Source organism: Bacteroides sp. 1_1_30, assembly GCF_020982715.1.
Taxonomy (GTDB): domain Bacteria; phylum Bacteroidota; class Bacteroidia; order Bacteroidales; family Bacteroidaceae; genus Bacteroides; species Bacteroides xylanisolvens.
In genome coordinates, this window is the sequence record NZ_JAJKHN010000001.1 from 95,998 (window position 1) to 109,910 (window position 13,913).

A 13,913-nucleotide genomic window follows, 5' to 3' on the forward strand; every position below is an offset into this window, starting at 1 on the left:
CATAACCTAAAGATTATGCGAGTTTTACATAAATATACCGAAATATTAGAAATCAGCATTTCTTGGTGTACGCGGGAACGGTATCACGTCACGGATATTCGCCATACCTGTTACAAACAATAACAGACGTTCGAATCCTAATCCGAAACCGGAGTGAGGACAAGTACCGAACTTACGGGTATCCAGATACCACCACATATCCTTCATCGGGATATGCATTTCTTCAATACGGGTCATCAGCTTGTTATAGTCGGCTTCACGTTCGGAACCACCGATAATTTCACCAATTTTCGGGAAAAGAACGTCCATGGCACGTACAGTCTTACCATCTTCGTTCTGCTTCATATAGAAGGCCTTGATTTCCTTCGGATAATCAATCAGAATCACCGGACGTTTGAAGTGTTCTTCCACTAAGAAACGTTCGTGTTCGGAAGCCAAGTCCACGCCCCAGTAAACCGGGAATTCAAACTTATGTCCTTTTGCAACAGCTTCTTCAAGAATCTTGATACCGTCTGTATAAGGCAAACGTACGAAATCATCTTTCAATACACCTTGCAGACGTTCAATCAAGCCTTTATCGAACATATCGTTCAGGAACTTCACATCATCCGCACAGTTATCCAACGCCCATTTCACACAATATTTGATGAACTCTTCTGCCAAGTCCATGTTGTCTGTAATGTCGTTGAAAGCCACTTCCGGCTCAATCATCCAGAACTCTGCCAAGTGGCGGGGAGTGTTGGAGTTTTCGGCACGGAACGTAGGACCGAATGTGTAGATAGATCCCAAAGCAGTAGCTGCCAACTCACCTTCCAGCTGACCGGAAACAGTCAGACTTGCCTGCTTACCGAAGAAATCATCTTCGTATGAGATAGAACCTCTCTCGTCTTTCTTCAAGTCATACAGGTTCATGGTAGTCACCTGGAACATCTGTCCGGCACCTTCACAATCGGAAGCCGTAATAATCGGCGTATGGAAATAGAAGAAGCCCTTTTCATGGAAGAACTTGTGAATAGCAATCGCCATGTTGTGACGGATGCGGAACACTGCACCGAATGTATTGGTACGCGGACGCAAGTGAGCAATCTCGCGCAAGAATTCCATAGAGTGACCTTTCTTCTGTAATGGATATGTATTATCGCAAGTACCCAGCACTTCGATTTCACGAGCCTGTACTTCCACTTTCTGTCCGGAACCCACTGATTCTACCATTTCTCCGTTCACGCTGATACAAGCGCCGGTAGTAATCAGTTTCAGCATCTCTTCATCGAAATTAGCCAAATCTACTACGATCTGCAAATTATTTATTGTAGAACCGTCATTCAGTGCGATAAAGTTTACTTGTTTGCTACCTCTACGGGTGCGAACCCATCCTTTCACATTGACCATAGCGCCAATGTCTGTGCGCTTCAACAGGTCAACAATTTTTGTTCTACCAATCTTTTCCATTTAACTTTTTCTTTTTAGATACAAGAAGACGAGGTTTCAAATGCAGGATGAATTCTTTCCTGCTTTCTTTCCCCGTCCTCTGTCAAGTTATTATTTATTGACTTATTACTCAAACGAACCCATGCGGAGGTAGTTTACTTCTGCTTCCGACAGGTAACGCCAGTCTCCGCGACGCAGACCTTTTTTGGTCAGTCCGGCGAAGAACACACGGTCGAGTTTTACTACTTTATAACCCAGTGATTCGAAAATACGGCGAACGATACGGTTCTTACCGGAGTGAATTTCGATACCGACCTGGTCTTTCTTGAAATCATCTGTATAGCTGATCGCATCTGCATGGATTTCGCCATCTTCCAACTGGATACCAGCTGCAATCTGTTCCATATCTGCTTTAGTCAGGTTCTTGTCCAGATGAACATGATAAATTTTCTTCTTCAGGAATTTCGGGTGTGTCAGCTTGGAAGCCAGATCACCGTCATTCGTCAGTAACAGTACACCAGTCGTGTTACGGTCCAGACGTCCTACCGGATAAATACGTTCGTTGCAAGCGCCTTTCACCAAATCCATTACTGTACGGCGTTCCTGCGGATCGTCCGATGTAGTAACGGTATCTTTCGGTTTATTCAGCAATACATATACCTTGCGTTCAATGCTTACCGGTTCGTCGTGGAACTTAACCACATCCGAACGTTTGATCTTCGTACCCAATTCCGTTACCACTTCACCGTTTACAGAAACCACACCTGCTGTGATAAATTCATCAGCCTCACGACGGGAGCAAACACCTGCGTTAGCCAGGAACTTATTCAGACGAATCGGTTCATTCGGATCAACGAACTGTTCCTTGTACTCGATCTGTTTCTTTACGCTATACTTAGCGTTCGGATCATAATCGCCGGTACGCGGACGAGGACGATATCCTCCTTGACGGTCGTTATTATATCTCGGACGATAACCTCCACCGCCGTTGTTGCTGCGATAGCCGCCACCTTCGCCGTTATTGAAACGGGGACGATACGGACGGTCACCACCTTCACGGTTGTAAGAAGGACGTTGAGGACGGTCGCCACCTTCGCCGTTATTAAAGCGGGGACGGTAAGGGCGGTCGCCACCTTCACGGTTGTAGGAAGGACGTTGAGGACGGTCGCCATAAGACGGACGCTCACCACCTTCGCCGCTATTGAAGCGGGGACGGTAAGGACGGTCACCACCTTCACGGTTGTAAGAAGGACGTTGAGGACGGTCATAAGAACCACCTTCGCGGTTGTAAGGACGTTGCGGGCGTTCACCTCCTTCATTATTGTTATTGAAGCGAGGACGATACGGACGATCTCCACCTTCACGATTGTAAGAAGGACGTTGGGGACGGTCGCCATAAGAGCGGTCACCGTACGAACGCTGCGGGCGTTCGCCTCCTTCATTGTTGGCATTAAATCGCGGGCGATACGGACGATCCCCGCCTTCACGGTTGTAAGAAGGGCGATACGGACGTTCTCCACCTTCTCTGTTGTAAGACCTGTTACCATCACGGCCGGCACCTGTATTCTCTTCATTGAAAGAATTTTCGCGCCATTCTTCGTTTTCTGTGCTCATTTTTTTATTCGAATAAAATTAGACTTTGGCCTCACGGCCTATTTAAAAAACACGTTTATTATATAAGTAAACAATTAAAGCCCCGTATATGTATGGGGAGTGATTGCTCTTAACTCTTTTTTAATATCTTCGCTTACATTCAATTCTTCGATAAACTCTTTAATAGAACTTTCTGTAATAGCTTGGTTGGTGCGGGTTAACGCTTTCAAAGCTTCATACGGATGCGGATAAGCCTCACGGCGCAGGATGGTCTGAATAGCTTCTGCCACTACACTCCAACAATTATCCAAATCACGATAAATAGCCGGTTCGTTCAATAACAGTTTGCGCAATCCTTTCAAAGAACTCTGGATGGCAATCACGATGTGCCCGAAAGGTACACCGACATTACGCAACACCGTTGAGTCTGTCAAGTCACGCTGCAAACGGGAAACAGGAAGCTTCACAGCCAAATGTTCCAGAATAGACGTTGCTATGCCCAAGTTACCTTCCGCATTTTCAAAGTCAATCGGATTCACTTTATGCGGCATAGCGCTCGAGCCCACTTCTCCGGCTTTGATCTTCTGCTTGAAGTACTCCATAGAGATGTACTGCCAGAAGTCACGATTCATATCCACCATGATGGTATTGATACGCTTCATAGCATCAAAAACAGCAGAGAGGTTATCATAGTTCGAAATCTGCGTTGTATATTCTTCGCGTTCCAGTCCCAGTTTTTCTGCAACAAACCGATTGCCGAATTGTTTCCAGTCATATTGAGGATAAGCCACGTGATGCGCATTGTAGTTTCCGGTAGCACCGCCAAACTTAGCGGTAAGCGGACATGCTTTCAACATAGCCAACTGACGTTCGAGACGGTAAACAAATACCATCACTTCTTTACCCAGACGGGTAGGAGAAGCCGGCTGACCGTGAGTTTTGGCAAGCATCGGAATGTTAACCCATTCTGTCGCATAGGTTTTCAACTGTGCAATCAGCTCTTCAATCAATGGGTAATAAACCTGTTCCAATGCCTCTTTGATAGAAAGAGGAACAGACGTATTGTTAATATCCTGAGAAGTCAGTCCGAAGTGGATAAACTCTTTATAGTCATCCATTCCGCCCATCTTGTCAAACTCTTCTTTCAGGAAGTATTCTACGGCTTTCACATCGTGGTTAGTTACACTTTCGATATCTTTAATGCGTTGTGCGTCTGCTTCGGAGAAGTTACGGTAGATATTCCGTAAAGTTTCAAACACGCTACTATCGATTCCTTTCAATTGCGGCAAAGGAAGTTCGCACAAGGTGATAAAATACTCCACCTCTACCTGTACACGGTATTTAATCAGTGCAAATTCAGAGAAATAAGCTGCCAAAGCTTTAGTTTTGCCTCTATATCGACCATCAATCGGAGATATGGCCGTTAATACATCAAGTTCCATACGTTTTCTTAGATAATTATCAGACTGCAAAATTAACTCTTTTTCCTGAGTTATAAGATAAAAGGAGAAAGAAAGTTTGTATAAAAGAGGTAAGAAATAAAAAAAGTCTCACGAATTTCTTCGTAAGACTTCGTTTTTTGTGTGGGCGTTGACGGATTCGAACCGCCGACCCTCTGCTTGTAAGGCAGATGCTCTGAACCAGCTGAGCTAAACGCCCGTACACTTCCGTTTCAAAAGCGATGCAAAGGTACGGCATTTTTTGAATTCTGCAAACATTTCATGTATTATTTTTCAAGAAAGTTTTTATCAAATAAAGAAACACTCTGATTATCAGCAAATAATAATAAAAACTTTTTTCTTGCCACTTTCACTTCTTCCGGTTCATCTAATAAACAGAACAAAATAAAGATAGCCGCGCCTCTTTTTCTATCATTAATAATTAAAATAGAATCTGCAGGAAAACGAATTCCCAATAAAGATAGTAACGCAGGAACGCTTAAATCCGGGAAATAACTTTTCCGGTCAAACGTTAAACAACCTGTTTGCGAACAACACGTGCCGGATTCCCGACTGCCACACTGTCGTCGGGAATATCTTTCGTCACAACGCTCCCCGCCCCTATCACACAGCGATTGCCAATCGTCACGCCGGGACAGATAATAGCACCGCCACCAATCCAGCAGTCTTCGCCAATCGTCACCGGATAAGCATATTCCTTAGAGCCTCTTCTTTCCAGGTAATCCATCGGATGATGCGGCGTATAAATCTGCACACAAGGTCCAACCAGCGTATGGGCGCCTATCGTGATATATCCTCCATCCAGGAAAGTGCAATTGGCATTCACAAATACATGTTCACCCAATTTGATTCCGTCTCCATGATCGCAATGGAAAGGCGGGCAGATTATTGAAGTTTCAGGAATCTCCGGTACCAGTTCTTCCAATAATTCCCGATACCCCGCATCATAAGTGCTCATTCCCCGCATACGCGCCAGCAGCTTCTTGGCATGTTCAAAACGCACCTGCAATTCCGGCGCAGCCATATCAGCCAACTGGCTACTACGCATCTTTTCTACTTCCGTCATACTTTATATTTCTTTACCGTTAGTAAATACAAACTTCTTTTCATCCGAAAGAGATTCGTTAAATTCGAATCCTTCCCAGGAGAAGCTTTTCAAACCCTCCGGATTTTCGATTCTGTTCTTCAGAATGAACCGCGTCATTTCACCACGGGACATCTTGATATAGATCACTATCGAAGCTAATTTCCCGTTCTTCCACACCTGAAATTCGGGAGTAACGACACGCACTTCTCTCTCCACACGTTTCCAATCGAACAAACTTTTCATCTCGTCGCTGGCCAGATTGCAGAGTATGCCTCCCGCTTTCTTTATATCTTCGATGAAGACATCTGTCAGACGGGATTTCCAATAAGAGAACATGGTCTGATTACCCGGTTCCGGCAACACTACGTCTCCTTCCAAGCGGTAGGAACGAATGACATCTAAAGGCCTCAACAACCCATAACAAAAAGAAGTCAACCGCAGATGTTCCTGCGCATATTCAAATTCTTCTTTCGAGAAATCTTTTGCATTCAGTCGCTTGAATACAATTCCGGTATAAGCCAGCAAAGCGGGCAGTTCCGATGTGTCTTCTGCATGAAAAGCCTGATAACGCTTATAATTCTCCACCGCCATCCTGGCATTTATACGCAACAGGCGTTCCAGTTCATCCACCGAAAACTGTGACATCTGCAAAGCAATCCCGGAAGCTTCTTTTTGAAATCGTGGAACTGTCTTCAAAGGTACTTTCACCTTTGAAGTCTCACTCATAGTCTTGGCACAAGATAGAAGTACTAACATTGTTTTATCTGATTTTATCTTTTCAAGAAACAAAAATAAAAAATAAATCGCTTCTCTTGCTGATGGATAGACAGATTCTACTTAGTTTCAACCAATAATTAACTTTAATCATTTATTAATAACAAAACACTCCCTATATAGAACACACTCTGATGTGCTATATTTACTAATAAAAAAGAAACTCCCTCTTTGGACAAGCCAAAGAGAGAGTTCTCCTTATCTAATAGACAGCTAAAGCTGTTTTTATTTATATTCCTGCCAGCTCTTAATCTGAATATCATTCAGTTTCAATTCGCAGAATGCTTCGATAAAGGCGCTTGCCAAACGAGCATTGGTAATCAACGGAATGTTATGATCGATTGCACCGCGACGGATACGATAACCGTTCGTCAACTCACGCTTGCTGTGATTCTTCGGAATGTTAACGATCAAATCAAACTTATGGTCAGCAATCATCTTCATGACGTTATTCTCTGCACCCGGCTTTTCATCCGGCCAGTAAACTGGAGTCGTTTCTACACCGTGAGCGTTCAAGAAGGCAGCAGTTCCGGCAGTTGCGTAAATCTGATAGCCCTTAGCAAACAGCATACGGCTGGCATCCAGCAAATCTACTTTCGACTTCATTGCACCGGAAGAGAACATCACTGCTTTTTCAGGAATCTTGAATCCGGTAGCAATCATTGAATTCAGCAATGCTTCAGAGAAATCGTCACCGATACATCCCACTTCACCAGTAGAAGACATGTCTACGCCCAATACCGGGTCAGCCTTGTGCAGACGAGAAAAAGAGAATTGAGAAGCTTTTACACCAATCCAGTCGATATCAAATGCCGACTTATCCGGACGTGAGTATGGAGCATCCAGCATGATGCGGGTAGCAGTTTCGATAAAGTTACGTTTCAGAACTTTAGAAACAAACGGGAAGCTACGAGAAGCACGCAAGTTACATTCGATTACTTTCACTTCGTTGTTACGAGCCAGGAACTGGATATTGAACGGACCGGAGATATTGAGTTCTTTAGCAATCTGACGGCTGATCTTCTTGATGCGACGAGCTGTTGCAAAGTAAATCTTCTGTGCCGGGAATACCAAAGTAGCATCACCGGAGTGAACACCGGCAAACTCTACGTGTTCGGAGATTGCGTATTCTACCACTTCACCATTCTGCGCAACGGCATCAAATTCAATCTCTTTCGTATTTTCAAGGAACTGGGAAACAACAACCGGATATTCTTTAGAAACTTCGGCAGCCATCTTCAGGAAGTTTTCCAATTCTTCATCGTCATAGCAAACATTCATTGCTGCTCCTGAAAGGACGTAAGAAGGACGAACCAATACCGGGTAGCCTACTTTTTCTACAAATCCCTTCACTTCTTCAAGACTGGTCAGTTCCATCCAAGCCGGTTGGTCGATACCCAGTTGGTCGAGCATAGCAGAGAACTTGTTACGGTTTTCAGCACGGTCGATAGAAATCGGAGAAGTACCCAATACAGGAACCGACTGACGATAAAGTTTCATAGCCAGGTTGTTCGGGATTTGTCCGCCTACCGAAACGATCACACCACGAGGTTGTTCGAGATCGATTACGTCAAGTACACGTTCGAACGAAAGTTCGTCAAAGTAGAGACGGTCGCACATATCATAGTCAGTAGAAACCGTTTCAGGGTTGTAGTTAATCATGATAGACTTGTAACCCAGTTTGCGGGCAGTCTGAACTGCATTCACCGAGCACCAGTCAAATTCTACAGAGCTACCGATACGGTAAGCACCCGAACCTAGTACGACTACTGATTTTTCATTCTTATAATAGTTTACATCATAACCTTCCACTGCATAAGTCATATACAGATAGTTAGTTAGTTCCGGATGTTCGGAAGCAACTGTATTAATACGTTTTACAGCCGGGAGGATACCCATAGACTTACGATGAGCACGCACTGCCAGGTTTTCTTTCTCCATGTTTCCGGTTGGATTCAGTACGAAACGGGCAATCTGGAAGTCAGAGAAACCTAACACTTTAGCTTCACGCATTACATCGGCAGGTATATCTTCCACCTTATTATAGGTAGACAGTTTCGCTTTGTAGTCTACGATATTTTTCAGTTTGCCAAGGAACCATGGGTCGATCTTTGTCAGGTCGTGGATACGTTCGATGGTATACCCTTCTTCCATTGCTTGTGCAATGGCGAAAACACGCAAGTCAGTCGGGCGAGAAAGCTCTTTATCAAGATCATCAAAGTGCAGTTCGTCATTACCTACGAAACCGTGCATTCCCTGACCGATCATACGAAGGCCTTTCTGGATGATTTCTTCGAAAGAGCGACCGATAGACATGATTTCACCTACCGATTTCATGCTTGAACCGATTTCACGGGATACACCGGCAAACTTCGTCAAGTCCCAACGAGGGATTTTACAGATATAGTAGTCAAGTTGCGGAGCTACGTATGCAGAGTTCGGAGTTCCCATCTCACCAATCTGGTCGAGTGTGTAACCAAGTGCCACTTTAGCAGCTACGAATGCCAACGGATAACCGGTAGCCTTAGAAGCCAATGCAGAAGAACGGCTCAAACGGGCATTTACTTCAATCACACGGTAGTCATCCGTTTCAGAGTTGAAAGCATACTGAATGTTACATTCACCCACGATACCGAGGTGACGGATACATTTGGTAGAAAGTTCTTTCAACAAAGCCAGTTCTTTATCATCCAGTGAGCAGGTGGGAGCTACTACAATTGATTCGCCGGTATGAATACCCAGCGGATCGAAGTTTTCCATGCTGGCTACTGTGAAGCAATGGTCGTTAGCGTCACGGATCACTTCAAATTCGATTTCTTTCCAGCCTTTCAAAGACTCTTCTACCAGAATTTGTTTGGAGAAAGCAAATGAGCTCTCTGCCAATTTCAGGAATTCTTCCTCATTGGCACAGATACCGCTACCAAGACCACCCAGTGCATAAGCAGAACGCACCATGACAGGATAACCAATTCTGCGTGCAGCAGCAATGGCATCTTCCATGTTTTCTACTGCCTGGCTGACCGGAGTCTTCATTTCTATCTCGTCCAGCTTCTTCACAAACAGGTCACGGTCTTCTGTATACATGATAGCTTCTACCGAAGTTCCAAGTACCTTTACTCCATACTTATCAAGAACACCTTGTGTGTAAAGTTCAGCACCACAGTTCAATGCAGTCTGTCCGCCGAATGCTAAAAGGATACCATCGGGACGTTCTTTCTTGATAATTTCTTCTACGAAATAAGTATTCACGGGAAGGAAATACACTTTATCGGCAATACCTTCAGAAGTCTGAATGGTTGCGATGTTCGGGTTTACCAATACTGAGCTGATACCTTCTTCTTTCAAAGCTTTCAGTGCTTGTGAGCCTGAGTAGTCGAACTCTCCGGCTTGTCCGATTTTGAGTGCTCCAGAACCCAAAACGAGAACTTTCTTGATTTCCTTTTCCATTTCTTTTGTTGTTATAATAAGTTGTTATTTCTAAGTTCGTTCATAAAAAAAATGCGTTACCCTCAAAAAAGGATTAACGCATTACCAAAGAACTAAAATATTGTTTTTGGAAATAAGAGAAGAAGACTTTCGTTTCGGGATGAAAAACATCCGAATGTAAATAATACTTGCTTCTAATTTCCTGTTGATTCATTGTTGACTTCAAAATTTGTGCAAAGTAACGACATATTTTGCACATGACAAAAAGATATGTTCACTTTTTTACTGAAATAATTTACCGCGTTAATGAAACAGTCGTTTTTCCATTGGCTTTTAATGATTACATTCTTATCTTAAGCAGGCACAAATCATGAAGTAACTGTATTTTGATGTTTCTTTCAGTTTTTATCCTTATCTTTGTCGCCATTATATAATAAGGTAATAAATATGGGAAAAGAAAAAATCATATTGACGGGCGACCGTCCTACCGGAAGACTTCATATCGGTCACTATGTAGGTTCGTTGAAACGCAGAGTTGACCTGCAAAACGCAGGTGATTATAGTAAGATGTTTATCTTCATTGCCGATTCACAGGCATTGACAGACAATATAGACAATCCGGAAAAGGTGCGTCAGAATGTAATCGAAGTTGCTCTTGATTATCTGGCTTGTGGTATTGATCCGACTAAAGCTACGATTTTCATCCAGTCGCAAATACCGGAACTATGCGAACTTAGTTTCTATTATATGGACCTTGTCAGCGTATCCCGCCTGCAACGTAACCCGACTGTGAAATCGGAAATCCAGATGCGTAACTTTGAAGCAAGTATTCCCGTAGGTTTCTTCACTTATCCCATCAGCCAGGCAGCAGACATTACAGCATTCCGCGCAACGACTGTCCCTGTGGGTGAAGACCAGGAACCGATGCTCGAACAGGCTCGCGAAATCGTTCGCCGTTTCAACTATATATATGGTGAAACATTGGTAGAACCGGAAATCCTGTTGCCGGACAATGCAGCTTGTCTGCGTCTTCCGGGAACTGACGGTAAAGCTAAAATGAGTAAATCGCTCGGAAACTGCATCTACCTTTCGGAAGAACCGGAAGAAATCCAAAAGAAAATCATGAGTATGTATACCGACCCGGGGCATCTCCGCGTACAAGATCCGGGAAAAATTGAAGGTAATACGGTATTTACTTACCTAGATGCTTTCTGCCTCCCCGAACATTTCGAACGTTATTTACCGGATTATCCGAATCTGGCAGAACTGAAAGCGCATTATCAACGCGGCGGATTGGGTGACGTGAAAGTAAAACGTTTCCTAAATTCCATCATGCAGGAGACTTTGGAACCGATTCGCAATCGTCGCAAGGAGTTCAGCAAGGATATCCCTGCTATCTACGAGATGCTTCAGCAAGGCTGCGAAGTGGCAAGGGCTGCGGCTGCCGAGACTTTGGCTGACGTGAAGAAGGCGATGAAGATTAATTATTTTGATGATAAGGAATTAATCGAAGAGCAGGTGAAACGTTTCTCGCAAGAGTAAAAGATTTCGTCTGGGAATAAACATAATTATAAGGTAAAGGCTGCCCTTCTTTTGTAGAACAGGCAGCCTTTCTTATCGGATATTTTTCAAAGATTCAGTTTGTTTCTTCCTCGTCATTCTTGAACAACACATCCTTTAATTTCTGATAAAGGAATGAAAGTATCAGCAATATCAATCCCAGAATGATAAATACAATAATCTTGCCAATGGTCGGCATAGCCCATAAATCATCAAAGACGAGTTTGAGCAGGACTAATCCGAAAGTCGCAAGGCTCACCATGCGGAGTAGTTTCTGATGCAGGCGCATGCCCAACCCCATTTGGACGAACCCGGCAATGCTTAATGAGAGTGACAGCCCGGCACTGAAATCGTCCACTCCTACTTGCCAAAGGAAAGAGCGTACCATTGTCAGCCAAAGGAGCGTGGCAAGAATATTCAGATATACGGTGAAACGGGATTTTATGCCGATTGATGTATAGTACATACGTGCTACATAATACAAATTCGCTATTACGAACACAGCTGTCAGCCATGGTAGTACAACAGGAGGGGAAGTCCATATTCTCTGGTCGCCCCATATATTTATAATATATACAAGTACGTTTGCCCCGATAGTCAAGATATAAGAAGTGAGATGTTTCGTTATCGGGAATCGTTTTCTGAAAGCATAGCAAACACTCGAAATGGATATGGCTGTAAACAAGAACATAGCTCCGCTTCTCGTCGCCCCTTCAAAATACAAATTGAATTCCATCATAAATGTATAATAAAGTATGATTACGAAGACGATAAGCATAAAAGGATTCCAGAAGCTGTATTTCAACCGGCGTGCCGTAGAGAAGAAGGAATGATAATATTCCATTAATAAAGCAAATGCTCCTGTCGCTAATCCCACAAACAAAGAGGTGGCAAATGAACTATTCAGAAAAATTGTATCTAAGGAATGATATTCAAACATCACACTATACACATCCATCAAGTAAGAAACGAAAGTGAGTCCTACCAGAACTTTAGCCGCATACTCATATACTCTAATTTTCGACTTAACATAGAGCCACAACAGCAATACCATTTCCGATGCCCAAAGCAAGGTTATATAGTTTCCGTCCAGTTGAATCGGAACTGTAATGGAGACAAATGTCAGCACAAGCCCCAACGTGGTATGCACGAGGAATTTATATTCCTTCCTATTCTTCCACAACCAAAGAACCAGTCCTAAATTAACAAGAGCGATAAACAGGCTCAACAAGCCGCTTGCTTTGAAAGACAATCCCATATTCTGCAAGAATAAGGCTCCTGAAAGCAAATAGATAAAATTATTCGTTATAATGACGAATACTAATCCCCGGCTCATCGTCCGCATATTCTCTCCACGAAGGATAGAGAACACCGGAAGTAGAAAGATAAAATAGAACAGAGTAGCAAACCAAAACAGATGGCTCGAAATAACCGTAGAACTAGAGGTATAGTTAAACAAAAGAAAGATTCCCATTATCAGGCAAGTAAAGACAAATGAAATCATTGGAAGTTCACTCCACTTTTTATAAATGGAAAGTCCGAACATACCCAGGTTTAATATGCTCACGTAAGTGAACAGTACCAAATAACTTCCTTCCCCGCTACTCACTATGAATGGCGCAAGGAATCCTCCTACAAGAGAAATGATAGCCAACTCACGCCGATTATATACCACAGACAGAATAGACATAAACACTGTGACACCAATCAGAATGATAAAGGCCATAGTCTGCGAGAAAATATGATAATAATGGAAAGCAATGGCAACTGTAAGATAGAACACAGCGAAAGCACCACCCGCAAGCAGCGAACTGAAGGTTCGGTATTTCTTTTGCAACCGTTCGGCAACAGCCAGCAATACAGCTCCCGTCAAGAAACCAAGCACGGTACGGAAGGTTTCATTAATCCAGTTTTTATCAATGGCATACTTTACAAAGAAACCTACACCGATTACAAATATAAGGATACCAATCTTCCCGAAAAGATTCTCACCGATGAATTTTTCATAGTTCACCTGTTTCTTTTGTTTCGGAACAGTCGGGGCAACCGGAACAACCGGAGTAGCCGGAGTAACCAATACAACTGGCACAGTCGAAGATTTAGCGGATTCCTTCCGAACAGCCTCTACACAAACTTCCTCCATTCTTGTTTCAAGCGTCTTTTCAGGCGTCTTTTCCAATGTCTCACGGACAACTGCTTCAACAACCGGTTCGTGTTTTTCCTGAACAGCCTCTTCTCGTTGTCCGGTCTTTACTACCGTAACATGCTCTGCCGCTTGAGGCATCACAGGAATATCTTTTGTTTCTTTTTCTGATATTTCCTCTTTCGGCTTGGAGGCTTCAGCAACAGAATTTTGCTGAACCTTGAGATAATCTTCCATCCGTTTCTTTATCTCATTCAACTCTTTCTCTATCTTTCCGAAGCGATTGTCCAACCTACTCAATAAAATAAATAACATAACTAAAACAAGTAGTGCATATACGGTATTAAAGTCGTCCATAATATTCCAGATTTGAGTTCTATATCACAAATATAGATAATTATTAATAGCTCCAATCAATTGTTATTAAATTATTTGGATTATC

The 13,913-nt window shown here is 43.2% G+C and carries 8 protein-coding genes and 1 tRNA gene; 1 reads left to right on the forward strand and 8 read right to left on the reverse strand.

What is annotated here, in order from left to right; all coding sequences use genetic code 11:
• Positions 1-45: 45 nt before the first annotated feature.
• The 7 genes from asnS to carB form a co-directional block, all read right to left on the reverse strand.
• Positions 46-1,449: an asparagine--tRNA ligase gene (gene asnS / locus LPH68_RS00465; RefSeq protein ID WP_134985016.1), complete on the reverse strand. Its 1,404-nt coding sequence runs from the start codon at positions 1,447-1,449 to the stop codon at positions 46-48.
• A 105-nt stretch (positions 1,450-1,554) separates the two neighbouring features.
• Positions 1,555-3,042, reverse strand: coding sequence for a pseudouridine synthase (locus LPH68_RS00470; RefSeq protein WP_008641865.1), 1,488 nt, complete (start codon positions 3,040-3,042; stop codon positions 1,555-1,557).
• Positions 3,043-3,116: 74 nt separating this feature from the next.
• The gene (gene purB, locus LPH68_RS00475) at positions 3,117-4,463 is read right to left on the reverse strand and encodes an adenylosuccinate lyase (RefSeq protein WP_151936680.1); all 1,347 of its coding nucleotides are present in this window, start codon (positions 4,461-4,463) and stop codon (positions 3,117-3,119) included.
• 142 nt (positions 4,464-4,605) lie between these two features.
• Positions 4,606-4,680, reverse strand: a tRNA-Val gene (locus tag LPH68_RS00480).
• Positions 4,681-4,992: 312 nt separating this feature from the next.
• A complete protein-coding gene (locus tag LPH68_RS00485; RefSeq protein ID WP_008641864.1) occupies positions 4,993-5,547 on the reverse strand; it encodes a sugar O-acetyltransferase in 555 nt (184 codons plus the stop codon).
• Between the two features lie 3 nt (positions 5,548-5,550).
• Positions 5,551-6,324 (reverse strand): peroxide stress protein YaaA, encoded by a 774-nt coding sequence (gene yaaA, locus LPH68_RS00490; protein WP_008641863.1) that lies wholly within the window; start codon positions 6,322-6,324, stop codon positions 5,551-5,553.
• Positions 6,325-6,567: 243 nt separating this feature from the next.
• Entirely contained in the window at positions 6,568-9,789 is a 3,222-nt protein-coding gene (gene carB, locus LPH68_RS00495) for a carbamoyl-phosphate synthase (glutamine-hydrolyzing) large subunit (protein ID WP_004314378.1), read from the reverse strand.
• Positions 9,790-10,215: 426 nt separating this feature from the next.
• On the opposite strand from carB, the gene trpS reads away from it, so the two are divergent.
• Positions 10,216-11,310 carry a tryptophan--tRNA ligase gene (gene trpS / locus LPH68_RS00500; RefSeq protein ID WP_004314379.1) on the forward strand — a complete coding sequence of 365 codons (1,095 nt, stop codon included), beginning with the start codon at positions 10,216-10,218 and terminating at the stop codon, positions 11,308-11,310.
• Between the two features lie 94 nt (positions 11,311-11,404).
• Here the strand turns inward: trpS and LPH68_RS00505 are convergent, their stop codons facing one another.
• A complete protein-coding gene (locus tag LPH68_RS00505; protein WP_151936681.1) occupies positions 11,405-13,828 on the reverse strand; it encodes a DUF2339 domain-containing protein in 2,424 nt (807 codons plus the stop codon).
• Positions 13,829-13,913: the final 85 nt, after the last annotated feature.